This is a genomic window from Savagea faecisuis, assembly GCF_042675605.1.
GTDB lineage: Bacteria > Bacillota > Bacilli > Bacillales_A > Planococcaceae > Savagea > Savagea faecisuis.
Map to the genome: position 1 here is coordinate 14,108 of NZ_JBHTJF010000042.1, position 16,126 is coordinate 30,233.

The 16,126-nt window shown below is 39.3% G+C and carries 18 protein-coding genes; 9 read left to right on the forward strand and 9 right to left on the reverse strand.

The window, feature by feature from the left end; all coding sequences use genetic code 11:
• Window positions 1-40: 40 nt before the first annotated feature.
• Window positions 41-1,207 carry an MFS transporter gene (locus ACFQ0V_RS12195; protein ID WP_381014014.1) on the reverse strand — a complete coding sequence of 389 codons (1,167 nt, stop codon included), beginning with the start codon at window positions 1,205-1,207 and terminating at the stop codon, window positions 41-43.
• Window positions 1,208-1,350: 143 nt separating this feature from the next.
• Here ACFQ0V_RS12195 and ACFQ0V_RS12200 point away from each other — a divergent pair, with 143 nt between their 5' ends.
• From ACFQ0V_RS12200 to ACFQ0V_RS12210, 3 genes are all read left to right on the forward strand, one after another.
• Window positions 1,351-1,734, forward strand: a complete 384-nt coding sequence (locus tag ACFQ0V_RS12200) for an OsmC family protein (RefSeq protein WP_381014016.1) — start codon at window positions 1,351-1,353, stop codon at window positions 1,732-1,734.
• 61 nt (window positions 1,735-1,795) lie between these two features.
• Window positions 1,796-1,969, forward strand: coding sequence for an SE1561 family protein (locus ACFQ0V_RS12205; RefSeq protein ID WP_381014019.1), 174 nt, complete (start codon window positions 1,796-1,798; stop codon window positions 1,967-1,969).
• A 662-nt stretch (window positions 1,970-2,631) separates the two neighbouring features.
• Window positions 2,632-4,563, forward strand: coding sequence for a heavy metal translocating P-type ATPase (locus tag ACFQ0V_RS12210; RefSeq protein ID WP_381014022.1), 1,932 nt, complete (start codon window positions 2,632-2,634; stop codon window positions 4,561-4,563).
• A 49-nt stretch (window positions 4,564-4,612) separates the two neighbouring features.
• On the opposite strand, the gene ACFQ0V_RS12215 is transcribed toward ACFQ0V_RS12210, so the two are convergent.
• Together ACFQ0V_RS12215 and ACFQ0V_RS12220 are read right to left on the reverse strand one after the other, a co-directional pair.
• Window positions 4,613-5,581, reverse strand: coding sequence for a YihY/virulence factor BrkB family protein (locus ACFQ0V_RS12215; RefSeq protein ID WP_381014024.1), 969 nt, complete (start codon window positions 5,579-5,581; stop codon window positions 4,613-4,615).
• A 17-nt stretch (window positions 5,582-5,598) separates the two neighbouring features.
• A complete protein-coding gene (locus tag ACFQ0V_RS12220; protein WP_381014027.1) occupies window positions 5,599-5,910 on the reverse strand; it encodes a hypothetical protein in 312 nt (103 codons plus the stop codon).
• A gap of 155 nt (window positions 5,911-6,065) precedes the next feature.
• Here ACFQ0V_RS12220 and ACFQ0V_RS12225 point away from each other — a divergent pair, with 155 nt between their 5' ends.
• Window positions 6,066-6,287, forward strand: coding sequence for a DUF1128 domain-containing protein (locus ACFQ0V_RS12225; RefSeq protein WP_381014030.1), 222 nt, complete (start codon window positions 6,066-6,068; stop codon window positions 6,285-6,287).
• A 42-nt stretch (window positions 6,288-6,329) separates the two neighbouring features.
• Here the strand turns inward: ACFQ0V_RS12225 and motB are convergent, their stop codons facing one another.
• Window positions 6,330-7,091, reverse strand: coding sequence for a flagellar motor protein MotB (gene motB / locus ACFQ0V_RS12230; protein WP_381014032.1), 762 nt, complete (start codon window positions 7,089-7,091; stop codon window positions 6,330-6,332).
• A 16-nt stretch (window positions 7,092-7,107) separates the two neighbouring features.
• Window positions 7,108-7,890, reverse strand: coding sequence for a flagellar motor stator protein MotA (motA, locus tag ACFQ0V_RS12235; RefSeq protein ID WP_381014035.1), 783 nt, complete (start codon window positions 7,888-7,890; stop codon window positions 7,108-7,110).
• A gap of 152 nt (window positions 7,891-8,042) precedes the next feature.
• On the opposite strand from motA, the gene ACFQ0V_RS12240 reads away from it, so the two are divergent.
• The 3 genes from ACFQ0V_RS12240 to ACFQ0V_RS12250 all read left to right on the forward strand — a co-directional run bounded on the left by ACFQ0V_RS12240 (window position 8,043) and on the right by ACFQ0V_RS12250 (window position 10,269).
• The gene (locus ACFQ0V_RS12240) at window positions 8,043-9,275 is read left to right on the forward strand and encodes an aminopeptidase (protein ID WP_381014038.1); all 1,233 of its coding nucleotides are present in this window, start codon (window positions 8,043-8,045) and stop codon (window positions 9,273-9,275) included.
• An 85-nt stretch (window positions 9,276-9,360) separates the two neighbouring features.
• Entirely contained in the window at window positions 9,361-9,513 is a 153-nt protein-coding gene (locus tag ACFQ0V_RS12245; RefSeq protein ID WP_381014040.1) for a hypothetical protein, read from the forward strand.
• 189 nt (window positions 9,514-9,702) lie between these two features.
• Window positions 9,703-10,269, forward strand: a complete 567-nt coding sequence (locus tag ACFQ0V_RS12250; RefSeq protein WP_381014043.1) for a beta-class carbonic anhydrase — start codon at window positions 9,703-9,705, stop codon at window positions 10,267-10,269.
• A 46-nt stretch (window positions 10,270-10,315) separates the two neighbouring features.
• Here ACFQ0V_RS12250 and ACFQ0V_RS12255 read toward each other — a convergent pair whose 3' ends face one another.
• The gene (locus ACFQ0V_RS12255) at window positions 10,316-10,873 is read right to left on the reverse strand and encodes a GNAT family N-acetyltransferase (protein WP_381014045.1); all 558 of its coding nucleotides are present in this window, start codon (window positions 10,871-10,873) and stop codon (window positions 10,316-10,318) included.
• A 183-nt stretch (window positions 10,874-11,056) separates the two neighbouring features.
• On the opposite strand from ACFQ0V_RS12255, the gene ACFQ0V_RS12260 reads away from it, so the two are divergent.
• Both ACFQ0V_RS12260 and map read left to right on the forward strand, forming a co-directional pair.
• Complete coding sequence (locus tag ACFQ0V_RS12260) at window positions 11,057-11,794, forward strand: tryptophan-rich sensory protein (RefSeq protein WP_381014048.1); 738 nt, start codon at window positions 11,057-11,059, stop codon at window positions 11,792-11,794.
• A gap of 60 nt (window positions 11,795-11,854) precedes the next feature.
• Window positions 11,855-12,607 carry a type I methionyl aminopeptidase gene (gene map, locus ACFQ0V_RS12265; protein WP_381014051.1) on the forward strand — a complete coding sequence of 251 codons (753 nt, stop codon included), beginning with the start codon at window positions 11,855-11,857 and terminating at the stop codon, window positions 12,605-12,607.
• A 48-nt stretch (window positions 12,608-12,655) separates the two neighbouring features.
• On the opposite strand, the gene ACFQ0V_RS12270 is transcribed toward map, so the two are convergent.
• The 3 genes from ACFQ0V_RS12270 to ACFQ0V_RS12280 are packed head-to-tail and all read right to left on the reverse strand — an operon-like array spanning window position 12,656 to window position 16,117.
• A complete protein-coding gene (locus tag ACFQ0V_RS12270) occupies window positions 12,656-13,801 on the reverse strand; it encodes a DEAD/DEAH box helicase (RefSeq protein WP_381014053.1) in 1,146 nt (381 codons plus the stop codon).
• Between the two features lie 19 nt (window positions 13,802-13,820).
• A complete protein-coding gene (locus tag ACFQ0V_RS12275) occupies window positions 13,821-14,867 on the reverse strand; it encodes a lipid II:glycine glycyltransferase FemX (RefSeq protein WP_381014055.1) in 1,047 nt (348 codons plus the stop codon).
• 32 nt (window positions 14,868-14,899) lie between these two features.
• Window positions 14,900-16,117: a carboxylate--amine ligase gene (locus tag ACFQ0V_RS12280; protein WP_381014057.1), complete on the reverse strand. Its 1,218-nt coding sequence runs from the start codon at window positions 16,115-16,117 to the stop codon at window positions 14,900-14,902.
• Between the last annotated feature and the right edge of the window lie 9 nt (window positions 16,118-16,126).

The window sequence follows — 16,126 nt, forward strand, 5'->3', positions numbered from 1 at the left end:
GTAAGGTTAACTAAGTGGTGGGTAGTTCACAGAAGCCCTCTTAATCGAGCGCTTCTTTTTTCTTCATAAATAATGGTGAAAACAATAAAACGACAGTAATAAACGCAAGTAAAATAACGAGAATCATTAAGTAATTCATCACCGTATGTTCCATCACATATCCACCGACGATAGGCCCTGATAAACTTCCGATACTGAAAAAGAATCCACATAATAAATTTCCCATCGGTAATAATTGTTTCGGGACGAGTTCGGACATGTATGCAATCCCTAAAGAGAAAGCTGAACCGATAAACATCCCTGCGCAAAATACAGCGAACACGACCCACCAAGAAGCGACGGGAATGAGTGTCGCGATGAGGAAAAATACAGTTCCTCCACCAAAGGCAAGTAACACGACCGCTCTTCTACCTATTTTGTCACTTAGCATCCCGAGCGGTAACTGCGTTAAAATTCCACCTAAAGCGAAAGCAGTCAATGTTTGCGTAATGAGGACGAGATTCGCTCCGTTACGTAAAGCATAAACGGGATACATCGCATTGAGGGATGATTCTAAAAATCCGAATCCGAACGGACCTAAAAAGGCAGCCCAAGCGACAGACGATGTCAACGTCACTCGTTTCCAAAAACCGACATCTTCCCCTTTCATTTGAACGTTTTCTGGAAACTCATTTTTCAAGAAAAAGACGAATGACCAGGCGAATAAACAAAGAAGACTTGAAACGATAAAAGGTAACCCTTCATAAATGTTCATGAGCGGTACGAATTGAGGTCCAACAGCGAACCCTACACCGAAGGACAATCCATAAATAGCGATATTTTTCCCGAGTCGATCCATCGATGAAAAACTCGTAATCCACGTTTGCGTCGCAAAATGAAGCGCGTGATCCCCTATTCCGATCAACAAACGCAAAACAAACCAAAAGACGACCGACTTCCATAACGGAAACGCCATTAACGATATAAAGACGAGTGCCCCACCGTATAAAATGAGCGGTTTATAACCGAATCTTCTAAGCAATAATTCCATAAAAGGAGAGACGATTAACGTTCCAATATAGAGGGCTGTCGCGTTTAAACCGTTGAGCGTACTCGATACACCGTCTTTTTCAAAAATTGCTGATATTAAAGGGAGCAACATCCCTTGTGAAAAACCTGAAATGGATACGATAATCACTAATATCCAAAAACGTCGCTTCTGATTCATTCCATAAACTCCTTACTTTGTAACAGTACCTTCATTGTAATTCGTTTTACTCGCTTTGAAAACACATTCATTGTACTTCTTTCGAACGGGCGGTATACTTTTCTCAAATGTGAAAAAAGATAGAAGAAAGTAGGGAATACAATATGAAATTTAATATGACAGAAACCGGGTATACGATGACGACAGACTTTGGAACAATCGATATTTCAGGAGATGCGACGAAAGGATTTAAACCGGGTGAACTACTCGTATCAGCAGTCGTCATTTGCAGTGCAGGGGTATTGCGTCAAGTGTTGAAAAAAATGCGCATCGATGTGAAAAATTTAGACGTGGAAGTGAAAGAAATCGGACGTGTTGAAGAAGAAGGAAATCGAATCGAGAAAATTCATTTCCATTTCACAGTAGAGGCTGATCATCTCACAGAGAAAAAGTTCGAAAAAGCGATTGAAGTATCGACGAAAAACTGTGCGATGGCCCAAACAGTTAAAAATTCTGTCGAGCTCGTCAAGACATTTACAATCCTCTAATTTCTCTATTGCGCTCCCTCAAAAAATCGCTTACGATAAAACGAGGAAATGAGGTGTCCGCATGTCTATCGAATCAAAAGACGATTCTGTTCAAACATTAAAAGAAAGATTCCAAGTTCTTTTACAATCACTCGATCAAATCGAACCAGAAACGACAGACGTTCAACATATCGACGAATTATTATCGCTCATCGATGAAATCGAACAACAAGTCGAACGTATTAAAAACAATTAATTTAACGACTTTCCGAAAGAAGTCTCCCATCCTCAAGGAGTGTGAAGGTGCGAATAGCACCAATGAGTAGGTGGGAGATGAATTTCGGTTGGCTTTAGCCAAAGAATTTGGTAAAATATAGACATAATGTTCTTTGACAACTGGATATATGGAGTTGCATACGGAAATAAGAGCGAAAACCAAGCCCCTCGTATGCGTAAAATATCCAAGGTACTAAAAACATTGCGTATCAGTAGGGTTGGAATGCCCCGAATTCACGCTCGTGGAGAACACATAAGACTTGCTTGCAAGCTATGTTCGTGGAAGCGAGAAGCCCCCACTTCAAACGAAGTTAAGTGGTGGGTAGTTCACTAGTTGAGAGACTCCTCTCCCGATTACAAGAAAGCCTTGCTCATTCGAGGCTTTCTTTTTTTGTTTATTCTATTGAAGAAGAGAATCTTTTTCATTTGTCTTTTCTCGTTCACAATTTCGACAATAATGAAGTTTCACAATACATTTCGGTTGCATCTATTCCTAGATGAAGTACAATTACATTATAATCATTATAAATAAAGAATTGTTACTAAGAATCGTTTTCAATTAGATAAACATTGATGTATCAACATCTCTTTATTTATGATAATTATTCTAAATGAAATAAATTATCAATTAGGAGGAATACAATGACAACTTGTGTAAATGATAAAATTCAAAATATCCAACAAGAAAAACCGAAAAACGATGCGAATTTAGAAGCGAAAATGGAAATAATCGCTGCGATTATTTCAGGGGTTTTAATCGTCATCGCATGGCTTTTAGGAAAAAATGGACTCGAACAACCTTCTGTCATTATGTACATTATCGCTTTCATCATCGGTGGATTCGCAAAAGCGAAAGAAGGAATCGAAGAAACGATCGCCAATAAAGAGCTAAACGTTGAAATGCTCATGGTGTTCGCCGCAATCGGATCTGGACTGATCGGGTATTGGGCAGAAGGTGCGATTTTAATTTTCATCTTCGCCATTAGCGGAGCGATGGAAACTTTCACATTAAATAAAAGTCACCAAGAAATTTCAGCTTTAATGGAAATGCAACCAGAAGAAGCTTGGCTCATTCAAGAAGATGGTACTGAAATTAAAGTCGCAACTTCTTCTTTGCAAGTCGGTTCAAAATTACTCGTCAAACCAGGTGAACGCATCCCTGTCGACGGTGCGATCATCCACGGAACAACATCAGTCGATATGTCGGCGATCAATGGTGAATCAGTGCCCGTGACGAAAGAAATCGGCGATGATTTATTCGCAGGTACTGTCAATATGAGCGGTGCGATTCAAATGGAAATGACGAAACCGAGTGAAGATTCTTTATTCCAAAAGATCATTACGATGGTACAAAACGCGCAAAGTGAAAAATCTCCTTCTCAGCAGTTTATCGAACGCTTTGAAGGCACATATGTTAAAATTGTCGTCGCTTCAACGGTATTAATGGCTCTCGTCCCTCACTATGCACTCGGATGGACATGGACAGAATCATTGTATCGTGCAATTGTCCTTCTCGTCGTCGCATCTCCTTGTGCATTAATGGCTTCGATTATGCCAGCGACACTCGCTGCAATTTCAAACGGAGCGAAACGTGGCGTTCTCTTTAAAGGAGGCGTTCACTTAGAACACCTCGCAACACTCGATGTCGTCGCTTTTGATAAGACAGGTACTTTAACGACAGGTAAGCCAGTCGTTACAGACTTCATCGTGCGTGACGGATTACAAGAAGAAGATGTGCTCGCTTTACTCGCAGGGATCGAATCACAGTCGAACCACCCACTTGCAATCGCGATTACAAAATATGCAGATGAGCGCAATATCGCTTACAGTCGCTCACTAGAAATTGAAGACGTACCTGGTCACGGCTTGCGTGCTTATTCAAAAAACGAAGAAATTTTCGTCGGAAACCCACGTTTTATTGGAGAAAATCATGTAGCGAATTTCCAAAACAATGTCGCGGAACGACTTGCATCAGAAGGTAAAACAGTCATCTTCATGAAAGACGAACAAGGAGTCATGGCCGCTGCCGCATTGAAAGATACGTTACGTCAAGAAGCGATTGATGCGATTCAAGCATTGAAACAACTCGGAATTGAAACGGTTATGTTAACAGGTGATAACGAACGTACGGCAGAAGTGATCGCGAAAGAAGCTGGAGTTGACCGTTACGTCGCTGAATGTTTACCTGAAACGAAAGTCGAACAAATTAAAGCGATGATGCAAGACGGTCGACAAGTCGGAATGATTGGAGATGGCATTAACGACGCTCCTGCACTCGCTACTGCAACTTCAGGTATCGCGATGGGTGAAGGGACAGACGTGGCCCTTGAAACAGCGGACGTCGTCTTAATGAAAAACGACTTAACGAAAATTCCTTACACGATTCAACTTTCTGAAAAAATGAACCGCATTGTGAAACAAAACGTATTTTTCTCAGTTTCAGTCATTGCGATTTTAATCATCTCAAACTTCTTACAAGTCGTCGATTTACCATTCGGCGTTATCGGGCACGAAGGTAGTACAATTCTCGTTATTTTAAACGGACTTCGTATGTTAAATAGCGTTGAGTCTTAAAAAAATAAAATGCATGAACAGAATCAAACTTCTGTCCATGCATTTTTATTTATACTTCTGTTAAATCTACGAGTGTTTCTGCGTCTTTTTTTCTCTTTTCATGGCGATCATAAAGTACCGCATTTAGTTGTCCACATATAATTAAAATGATAGCTGAAAAATAAAGCCACATCATTAAGACGATAATCGCCCCGATGCTACCGTACGTGCTCGAATAGTTTCCGTAATTACTAATATAGAACGAAAAGCCGAGCGATGTAATAATCCAACCAAGTGTTGCTGCGATACTTCCTGGCAAAATAGTCATAAATGGTAGACGCTTACTCGGTACGACCCAATACATGAGTGTAAACGTGATGAAAATCATTAAAAATGGCAATAGCCATCTCAACTGATTCCACACTTGTATAAAGCCGTTTTCTAGTCCTAAGTAAGAGAAAATGACACGTCCGATCTGCTCTCCAAAAATCGGCAATGCGAGGGCAGCTGCAATCGCAACAATTAACATAATTGTAAAGACGACCGACATAATTCGCGCAACCGCAAAATTACGTGTTTCTTCTACATAATATGAACGATTTAACGCTTTCGTTAAAGCATTCATCCCTTTAGATGCTGACCATACTGTCGCAAGGGCACCGATGGACAACAATCCTCCACTTCGATTACTTAACACTTCTTTCAACGTCGTTTCAATTAATGAAGCGACATTTTCAGGTGCATATTCTTTAATAAATAATAATATTTGTGTTTGATCTAAATTTAAAAACGGCAACAATGTCATCATAAAAATGAGTAGAGGGAAGAGTGACAATAGGAAGAAAAACGCTAATTGAGAAGCGAGACCTGAGACATCTACTTTTTGAATGCGAATAATGAACTGTTTAATAAATCCATCTTTCGTCGTCGCATCAAACTCTTCAATTGTTCCATCTTTTAAATCATCGATAAATTGACCGACCTTCGTCTCCTCCATCAATTCATCTTTTTTCTCTACAAATTTATTTTTCTTTCCCATAATCTCCCCTCACTCTCTTATTCTTTTTGGTCAATAAAGGCTTCTTTCGCTTCTACAACCATCTGCTTCACTTGTGGTGTCAATTCTTTTAAATCATTAAATTGTTCAGCAAATGAAGAAATTTCACCTGACGCTTGTTCATAAATCGATGACCATTTCTCCACTTGTTGTTCGATTTCTTCTTTTAAAATTTGAGGGTTTTTCGCGTAGTATAACGCACGGTCTGTACGCTCTTTTACGACTTCTCGTGTCCCTCGATCTAATAAACTAAGCGCGCCACCGACGAGCGCTCCTAATACGATAAATTTCCCTAATTTGCTTTTTTTCATGTAAAGACCCTCCATATTAGTAGTCATATCCTATTTGTATTATACCCTTTTCTCGTAAAAAACAAACTGTAATCCACTATTCATACAATTGACTTCCGCGTATATTCGTGGAATGATAAGAACATACGATTTTTTTAAAAAAGGGGGATTTGCACTTGGACTTGTCACAACCTTCTTCACTCAATATCGAGCGAATGATTGAAGCGATGAAAGATAAATTAAAGATGGCGAACGTTGATGCGATGAAAGCGGAGCACTTCAACGATTCAAATTATGAAGATTTAAAATTTATTTACGAAATGGTCATGAAGCGCGATCATATTTCAGCGAATGAAATGCAAGCAATTGCGGCTGAACTTGGCAACTTACGTAAATAAAAAATCACCGTACTCTCAACTTTTGAGAATGCGGTGATTTTTTTATGGCAGTGGTAATGTCGTGCCGTCTTTCGTAATTAAAGGTTGAATTAACACTTCAACACGACGGTTTTTACTTCTTCCTTCTGCCGTGTCGTTCGAAGCGATCGGTTGATATTCACCGTATCCTTTCGCACTGAAAAATGAAGGATCCATATCTTCATGTGCCACGAGTGCTCGTAAGAAGTTCAATGCGCGCATCATACTGAGCTCCCAGTTCGATGCATATTCTGCTGTGTTAATCGGAATGTTGTCCGTATGTCCTGTAATGATGACTTGACGCGGACGATCGAAAATTAAAAGCTCAGCTACTTCTTCAACTAATGGCAAATATTCTGCACTTACTTCAGCTTTTCCCATCTCGAATAAAATACTATCTCGTATCGTAATGAGTAAGCCTTCATCTGTCAAATGTGTCTCGAACTGCCCTTCTAATTCGTTTAATGCAATGTACTCATCCAACTTTTCTTGAATTTCACCTAATGAACGTTGATCTTCTAAATAAGAAGAATTTTCTAATTCTTGATTAGAGTCACTCGGACGCGGAACTTCTGTCGGTGAGTTATTTTGCATAATTCCACTATTTCCATCAAAAATATCGTTGAAAACAGAAGATAAACGTTGCATTCTCTCTTGGTCGATAGAACTCGATGCGAAAAGAACGATAAATAGAGCGAGCAGCAATGTTAATAAGTCGGCATAAGGAAGAAGCCAGGATTCATCGGCACATTCTTCTTGTTTTTTCTTACGTCTTTCTTTCGCCACTTACACTGTCACCCCTTTACTCATCATCGTCAGCGATTAACGCTTTTCGTTTGCTTGCTGGCAAGAATGATGCTAATTTTTGCTCAATGACACGCGGTGCTTCCCCTTCTAAAACAGAAAGTATCCCTTCAATGATCATCATCTTCTGCTGGACTTCAACAGATGACTTACGTTTCAATTTATTAGCAAATGGGTGCCACATTACATATCCCGTAAAGATACCTAATAATGTCGCTACGAACGCCGCAGAAATCGCGATTCCTAAAGCATCAATGTCGTTCATATCTTTCAAAGCTGCAATTAATCCGACAACCGCACCAAGTACCCCTAATGTAGGAGCGTATGTACCTGCTTGAGAGAATATCAATGCACCTGAGGCATGTCGCTCACTCATTGCATCTACTTCCTCCGTTAAAACATCTCTTATGTAGTCTGCGTTTTGCCCATCAATCGCTAAGTTTAATCCATTTTTCAAAAACGGATCATCGATATCTGAAGCTTTTGATTCTAATGATAAAAGTCCTTCACGACGAGCAACATCTGCCCATTCGGAAAACATTTTAATCAACTCTTCGTCTGACTGTAGCTTTTGTTCTTTAAATAATACGCCAAACAAACTAGGTATGCGTTTTAGTTCGTTTAATGGGAATGCGATAATAACTGTACCGATTGTCCCAGCAATAATGATGAGAATTGCGGCAGGGTTAATTAACGCGTCAGGAGTTACTCCTTTAAAGTACATCCCGAGAAGTAAAGAGACAAACCCGACGATCAGACCAACAACTGTTGATATATCCATTTCCTAACCTCCAAACATTTTATTTCATTGTATTCGTAGTATACAATTTAAAAGTGATGATATGTGCAATTTTCATATTTCTTCTCAAATAATTGTACATACGATTACGACTTGATACCATTATAGCAGAAATTGAAAGGAGTTTTTAAGAGATGTTTGAACTAAATAGCAAACTTTTGAATTATGCAGATTTAATTATTAAAGTCGGTGTAAACTTACAAGAAGGCCAATCTTTACACATTCGCTCTTCACTTGAAGCGAAAGAACTGACACGTCACCTCGTTGAAAAAGCTTATAATAACGGGGCTAAAGTCGTTCACGTAGATTGGTCAGACGAACAGACCTCTAAAATTCACTATGAGAACGCTCCTTTAGAATCACTTCAAACGTTCCCTTCGTGGAAAGCACTCGAACGTAATACGTTAGCGGAGGAAAAAGCAGCATTTATTAGTATTGTGTCTGAAGACCCTGATGTTTTTGCGTCGATTTCTTCAGAACGTTTAAGTGCGGCACAACGAGCATCGGGTAAAGCGCTCGTTCCATTCCGTCGCCTCATGCAAGCGGATCAATTTAGTTGGACCGTTGTCGCAGCCGCTTCTCCTGCTTGGGCAGCTAAAGTGTTCCCCGAAGTCGAAGAGAAAGAGCAAGTGAACCATTTATGGGATGCTATTTTTGCAGCGACACGCATTACAGAAGAGGACCCTGTCACAGCTTGGAAAAAACACGATGCGATTCTTCATGAAAAAGCAGATGCATTAAATGCTTTAAATATTGATGAATTAATTTACACTGCACCTGGCACAGATTTAACGATCGGCTTGCCAGAAGGCCATATTTGGACGGGTGGTAGTAGTGTCAACGCAGACGGGCATACTTTCATGGCCAACATGCCGACAGAAGAAGTATTTACCGCACCTCATAAAGACCGTGTGAATGGCTTCGTCTCGAGCACGAAACCTTTAAGCTATAGCGGAAATATTATTGACGATTTTACATTAACATTTAAAGATGGGGCTGTCGTCGATGTAAAAGCAGCGCAAGGTGAAGATGTCTTAAAACAACTCATCGCAACAGATGAAGGTTCGAAGCGTTTAGGAGAAGTAGCACTCGTGCCACACGATTCACCGATTTCAAACTCAAACACGCTTTTCTATAACACTTTATTCGACGAAAACGCATCTAATCATTTAGCGGTAGGGAGCGCGTATACTTTCTGCTTAGAAGGTGGGAAAGATATGACACCTGAAGAAACAGCGGCTCGTGGACTAAATGACAGCTTAACGCACGTCGATTTCATGATCGGTTCAGCAGAGATGAATATCGATGCGAAAACACATGCTGGTGAAATTGTGCCGATTTTCCGCAATGGAAATTGGGCGCTTTAAGAAATTTTTGTGAAAACACTTAATTATTTTAACGCTTTCATGTATAATGTATGAAGTATGTATTTAGGAGAGGAGTCGATTTTTCATGGCTTTAATGTACACAACAGTAATTGGATACATGGTTTTACTTGGTCTTTCTTCTTACTTCACAACTTACTTCTTACAGCGTGCAGTACACTCAGAAGATGCATCAGTTGTAGATCCTAAACCAGAACACGATTACCGCTTAAATCTATAATCGTTTACATGCATGACTGTCGCAAATGAATGGGTTTTTTAAAACATAGATGCCTTTTTCTTTATGAACGAAGTGTCTTTTTTAAAAAATCTTTCATTTGCGATTTTTTATCTACCCACAATTTTCTTTAAGTGGTATTATATACAAAAGAATGCATGTTCTTTTAATAGATGAAAGGTGGTTTCTTGATTGACTATTTTAGATGAAATTTTACAATATAACGATTCATTCGTACAAGAAAAACAGTACGAACAATATCAAACAACGAAGTACCCCGACAAGCATATCGTCATTTTATCTTGTATGGATACGCGTCTCATCGAACTTTTACCAAAAGCGATGAATTTAAAAAATGGCGATGCGAAAATTATTAAAAGTGCAGGTGCAATGATCGCTCATCCATTCGGAGGTATTATGCGTAGTGTGCTCGTCGCTATTTATGAATTACAAGCCGACGAAGTATACATTATCGGTCATTATGACTGTGGTATGTCTAGCGTCAATGTAGACCGTGTCGTACATAATATGATCGACCGCGGAATTGACGAAAACACATTTAAAATGTTGAAATACTCAGGCATTGACTTAGAAGATTGGTTACGCGGTTTCGACAACGTTACTGAAAGCGTTACCGAAAGTGTCGATGCTGTGCGTAACCATCCACTCATGGTGAAAAATGTTCCCGTTCATGGCCTCGTCGCAGACCCTGACACTGGGAAGTTAGATGTCATAATTAACGGATACGATCATATTTAATTTTTCCATTCAAAATGCCCGCCGCTCATGGAGCACGGGCATTTTATTAATTCAATTGCGCTTCATAATCTTTACGTAAAAGAGCATATAAATAATGATCTTCCCATACTCCATTAATATAAATTAAATTACGTAATAACCCTTCGCGAACGAACTCATTTTTTTCTAACGTTCGAATAGAACCTTCATTTTCTGGCGAAACATATGCTTCTAATCGATGCAAACTCAAACGTTGAAAAGCATAATCTGCTACTAAAGAGAGAGCCTCTGTCGCATATCCATTTCCCGCTTGAGTCTCGTCGATTGAATAACCGACAAATCCACTTAAAAATGGTAAACGTTTTACATTGTAAAGTGAAATATGACCGAGTAATTGATTCGTTTCATACGAATATATTCCGAAATTAAATTCACGTTTTTCACGATAAGCTTGCAAAGAACGTTTAATTTTATCTCGCTGTGTATCGACCGTATAGTAAGCATCACTAAATCTCGGCTCATACATCGACCAATACTCTTTATTGCGAATTAATAATTGTGTAAATACGTACACATCATTTTCGCTTAAAATTTTCAAATACATACGCTCTCCATCTATTCTCATCGCTCTGCCCTTCCTATCTGTATTATGATGTAATCATTTTCATTCCCGTACCTATTTTCTCTATTTCTCAGTATAACATTTATTCGATTTTGTATATTGTCATTGTTTTGTGACGAAACTTTCGATTTTTCATATACTTTCTAAACTGTTTTCTTTGTATACTATGATAGGGGGAGGTAGACAATGTTAACTCGATTATTGCTTATCCTTTCATTGCTCACTGTCTCCATCGTAAACATCCTCGCAGATGTCTTGCCTTTTCACGGTGGGTCGACGAATGAAATCGTCAACCGCCTACCTATTCTCATCATGCCAGCTTATTACACTTTCTTTATACGTTTAGCCATTATTAGTGCTTTCATTTATTGGGTGTATCGCAGCTTTCAATCCGAAATCAATACAGTATTCCAAACGAGAGCTTTGCTTTTAATCGGAATTTGGATATTGAACTTAGGACATTTAATGTTATGGCACAATGATTTTTATATGTATTCCACATTGTCATTATTGCTTTCATTGCTCATTCATTACTTGCTTTATTTAACGTATGACAAACATATAAATCAGTGGGACGGTAGAGTTCCGGTTAGTCTTTCATTCGGATGGACATTTCTAATGATGATGTTTGACTTCAACTATGCAATTACGTGGCATAATTGGTCTGCATTCGGCTTAAGTGATCCACTTTGGGCTGTCATTATGTTGACGCTTGCTACAGCTTTTGCTTTACATTTCGTCTATCATTATACAGACATCCCTTTAGGTCTCGTCTTCATTTGGACATTTGTAGGCATCGCAATGAAAAATGGATTTGAAGAATTATTTGTTTCTGTCGCTGCACTGTTTCTCAGTGCTGTTATTTTTGGTTTTATTGTTTGGGTCAAACAATTCAAATACAAACTTGAAAGTATCGCCCGTTAGCGCGATACTTTTTCTTTATGGTATAGTAAAAGAACAAACTAAGTGTAAAGGATGAAAACAATGATCGTAACAAACGAAGAACAACTTGCAGGACTTAAAAAAATCGGACAAATTGTCGCGACAATTCGCGAAGAGATGAAAGCCGCGACAAAACCAGGCGTCACAACGAAAGAGCTCGACAATTTAGCTGAGGAATTATTTAAAAAATACGATGCTGTCTCAGCACCGATTGATCAATACGACTTCCCTGGTCAAACATGCATTAGTGTGAACCATGAAGTAGCGCACGGTATTCCGAGCGATCAAGTGATTAAAGAAGGTGACATCGTCAACATTGATGTTTCTGGTTCACACGGTGGCTATTTCGCGGATACAGGTATTTCATTTGTCGTCGGCGATGACGCGGAAAAACAACAGCTCTGCGACGTAGCAGAAGAAGCGTTCAACTGGGCGATGACGAAAGTGAAAGCTGGTTCAAAGTTAAACCAAATCGGAAAAGCTGTTGAAAGTGTGGCGAAACGTAACGGCCTAAAAGTGATTCGTAACTTAACAGGACACGGTATCGGAACATCACTACATGAAGAACCACAACACGTTTTAAACTATTATGACGCTTGGGATCAAACGATTATGAAAGATGGCATGGTATTAGCGGTAGAGCCTTTTATCTCTCATACTGCAGACCAAATTATCGAATCAGGAGACGGCTGGACATTTATTACACCTGACCGCTCCCCTGTCGCTCAAATTGAGCATACAATCGTTGTCACGAAAGATAAACCGATCATCTTAACGCAATTGGACGAAAATTAAAAAATAGCTAGAGAACGACGTACCGTTTGTACTGTTCTCTAGCTATTTTTATTTACGTTTTTTCTTTTGAAACTTCGGTTTTGTCTCTTTTTGTTTTTCTCGAAGTTTACCATTTTGCCATTCTTTTTGAATTGGCTTATAAGATTTCGTCAATTTGCGGTAATTGCGTTCTTCCTTATACGAAATGAGCGATAAAGACTCTCCATCTTCGCCTGCTCGGCCTGTACGTCCCGAACGATGAATGTATTGTTCTTCAGAATGAGGGACATTCATATGAATGACATGCGTAAGTCCTTCAATATCTAATCCACGCGCAGCGAGATCGGTCGCGATTAAAATTTTAATATCACCATTTCGGAAACGACGTAACACGTCTGTACGGTCTTTTTTGCTCATCGTTCCGTACAAAATGCCGATCGGTGTATTCGTATAACTGAGTTGCATTTCTTTAATCATAATTTGATCGACATTGTTAATAAAAGCTAGCCCGTACATGTTCGGTAATGCTGCTAAACCACGGACAACTTTCAACTTATCACGCTCATCCACCTTCACGTATGAATGTGTAATCGTGCTTCCTTGAATAATTTCACTCGCTTCTACTTGAATGCGTGCTGGCTCTTTCATAAAGCGCTTCGCCACAATTTCAATTTCTTCTGTAATTGTCGCTGATACAACCGCTACTTGACAGTCATTTTGCGCGCGTTCGATAAAGTTTTTCACCATGACGCGATAGTCTCGTGACAACAATTGGTCCGCTTCATCTAACACGATATAAGATACTTCATGAATTTTAAATTTCTTATCACGTATTAATTCATTAATACGCCCTGGTGTCCCTACAACAATTTGCGGTTTCTTTTTCAAAGCTTCTATCTGTCTTTTCACATTCGCCCCACCGATGAGCTGTGTCACTTTAATCGAAGTCCCTGCGGACCAATCGCGGATGACATTCACAATTTGCATCGAAAGCTCTTGTGACGGTGTGACGATTAAAGCAGCCGTGCGCCCTTCCACATTTTGAATGAGTTCAAGAAGTGGTAATACGTAAGCGAGTGTCTTCCCTGTTCCTGTAGGCGATTCTGCGATAATGTCACGCCCTTCTAACATGAGCGGAATCATCTGTTCTTGCACAGGCATCATTTGATCAAATTTCCATTTATTTTGAGTCGATTGCATTAATTGAGTAATCATCGTCTTCCCCCTTGCTCGATTAACCGAGACTTAAACTCTTGCGAATTTCTTGTAATTTCGGAACGAGCTTCACAAACATTTTATACACCATCGGACGGTACACTTTATCGACTTCCCCTATATAATGTGTGACGCCATCTTGTTGACAGAACCCATTTTTAAAGTTAAAGAGTCCATCTTTTTCACCGTCTAAAATAAAGACACCACCGAGGTCGTATTGATCCGCTCCCGCTTCAATTCCCCAAAGCATCATTTCATAATTGAGTAAATGACTTGCGTTCATGTTGCGTTTTTCATTAGAACTTCCCGCGTATAAATAATATAACTTACCTTCATAGTTAATCGTCACAGCCGCTGCTAAATAGTCTTCCTCGTGCTTCGCAACGTAAATGCGCGCATCGTTCGGGAATGCTTTCAAAATTTTAATGAAGTATTCGTAAGAACGGATTGAGATTTGGTTACGTTTCCCCATTTCTTCATAAATTGAATAGAAGATTTTTAAATATTGTTCATCTATTCCATATGAAACTTCTACTCCTTCACGTGCTGCGCGACGAATTTTACTGCGTGTGCGTCCACGGAATTTCAACATGAGTGAATCTGGGTCTTCATCTTTTAAATGAACGATCATATTGAAGCGCGGTTGAATTAATTGTTCTTTCGTTGCGCCTACGTTCGTCACTTCATAACCTCGGTCGCGATATAACGCATCGAGCTCTTCTGTATACAATTGTTCCGGATCCATTTTTAAAGCGAATGCTTTATGCTTTTTCGCTACAACTTCCGCTTCCTGCAACAACTCTTCAACGAGTTCAATGTCATTGAAATCACATAACGGTCCACGTGGCGCATAAAGCAATGAATATCCTCCTGGTACCGATTTAATTAAAATCGACATCGCCGCAACGATTTCACCGTCACGTTCTACGTACACTTGTTCATTTCCCCAATCGTCTTTCACTTCAGACCAATATAAGTCCTGTGTTAAAGAACGGTACGGTGTCTCCCTTACAAACTTTTCATAACGTTCTACTTCCGCTGCATTCGTGCGATCTAAAACTGGCATTCTTTTGAACACTCCTTCATATTTTTAAAAGCCTATTTCCAACTGCTATTGCGGTATTTTTTAACGTAATTTAATTGACGCATTAATAAATACCATTTTCTTTTCAATAAATTGTCCGCTTTGTAATCGAGCGGATCGATGTATTTGCCGTGCTTGATGAGACGGTTCATCTCTTGTACGAGCTTCTCGTCTTGTACGTATTTGCGTAATACGTATTTCGGAACGACTGAAAATAACATCGGTTCTTTCACGTACGCGAGTTCTTTTTTCTCACGGTAAATTAAGTCATCGACGAATAGTTTCGCCATGCTGTAACCACAAGCGTTGACGTAATAACTCGAACGTCCTTGACGAATATTCACTTCGAACACTTTGAATTTCCCATCGCGTTCATCGTATTTCAAGTCGAAGTTCGCAAAGCCAACATAGCCAATCGCTTCTAAAAAGCGCGCGAGCTTCGTCATCATTTGTTCATTGTAACGTGTGAGCAATGCGGTATAATTTCCGATAGCTGTCATTGCGTGTTCCTGTAACGCAACTTGCGCGAATGAGATGAGCTGGCCTTTTCCGTCCTGATCCGCATAATACACCGAATCCCACATGTATGTATCATCCCCAGGGATGAAATCTTGAATAATTAAATCTTCTTGATAACCACCTGTTTTTACAAGGCGAATAACTTCGTTAATTTCTTCGTACGAATCCACTTTATAAATTTTTTGCAAACCTTCAAATGGATTGCGATAATATTGCACACCATCGCTCGGCTTAATAATTACAGGGAACATCACTTCTTCTGTAAATTCTTCATCTGAAGCGCATGAATGATAGTATGTCGATGGAATATCGATATCATGTTCTCTACATAAGTTGTAGAAATTTTTCTTAATATACACTTGTTCCATTAAATCTTCATCGATGTAATTAAATAAATAATGTTCGCGCAACATTTCTTTATTTTCAATGATGAGCTGTACGTATAAATCATCCGTACCAATTAAAATATATTTTTTCTCTAAGCTCGCATATTTACGTGCCACCATATTTAAAAAAGTGACGAATGTTTTTGGATTGTGTAAGTCCGCTTCATATTCATAAGCGTGCATAATCGTACTATATTCAGTGAATGGCAACGATGCTCGACCGACGATAATCGGCTTCACTCCATATTCTTCGTGAAAAGAACGAGCCATCGTATAAGCGTTAATATTCGTTCCGATAATTACTGGAATAAATGGATGTTCTGTCATAATAGCCTC

Excerpts from the sequence above, each read along its gene's own strand:
- ACFQ0V_RS12195 (WP_381014014.1), bottom strand. The coding sequence starts at position 1,207 with ATGAATCAGAAGCGACGTTTTTGGATATTAGTGATTATCGTATCCATT.
- ACFQ0V_RS12200 (WP_381014016.1), top strand. The coding sequence starts at position 1,351 with ATGAAATTTAATATGACAGAAACCGGGTATACGATGACGACAGACTTT.
- ACFQ0V_RS12255 (WP_381014045.1), bottom strand. The coding sequence starts at position 10,873 with ATGAGAATAGATGGAGAGCGTATGTATTTGAAAATTTTAAGCGAAAAT.
- ACFQ0V_RS12260 (WP_381014048.1), top strand. The coding sequence starts at position 11,057 with ATGTTAACTCGATTATTGCTTATCCTTTCATTGCTCACTGTCTCCATC.
- ACFQ0V_RS12280 (WP_381014057.1), bottom strand. The coding sequence starts at position 16,117 with ATGACAGAACATCCATTTATTCCAGTAATTATCGGAACGAATATTAAC.
- ACFQ0V_RS12240 (WP_381014038.1), top strand. The coding sequence starts at position 8,043 with ATGTTTGAACTAAATAGCAAACTTTTGAATTATGCAGATTTAATTATT.
- ACFQ0V_RS12270 (WP_381014053.1), bottom strand. The coding sequence starts at position 13,801 with ATGATTACTCAATTAATGCAATCGACTCAAAATAAATGGAAATTTGAT.
- ACFQ0V_RS12215 (WP_381014024.1), bottom strand. The coding sequence starts at position 5,581 with ATGGGAAAGAAAAATAAATTTGTAGAGAAAAAAGATGAATTGATGGAG.
- ACFQ0V_RS12205 (WP_381014019.1), top strand. The coding sequence starts at position 1,796 with ATGTCTATCGAATCAAAAGACGATTCTGTTCAAACATTAAAAGAAAGA.
- map (WP_381014051.1), top strand. The coding sequence starts at position 11,855 with ATGATCGTAACAAACGAAGAACAACTTGCAGGACTTAAAAAAATCGGA.
- ACFQ0V_RS12245 (WP_381014040.1), top strand. The coding sequence starts at position 9,361 with ATGGCTTTAATGTACACAACAGTAATTGGATACATGGTTTTACTTGGT.
- motA (WP_381014035.1), bottom strand. The coding sequence starts at position 7,890 with ATGGATATATCAACAGTTGTTGGTCTGATCGTCGGGTTTGTCTCTTTA.
- ACFQ0V_RS12220 (WP_381014027.1), bottom strand. The coding sequence starts at position 5,910 with ATGAAAAAAAGCAAATTAGGGAAATTTATCGTATTAGGAGCGCTCGTC.
- ACFQ0V_RS12275 (WP_381014055.1), bottom strand. The coding sequence starts at position 14,867 with ATGCCAGTTTTAGATCGCACGAATGCAGCGGAAGTAGAACGTTATGAA.
- ACFQ0V_RS12210 (WP_381014022.1), top strand. The coding sequence starts at position 2,632 with ATGACAACTTGTGTAAATGATAAAATTCAAAATATCCAACAAGAAAAA.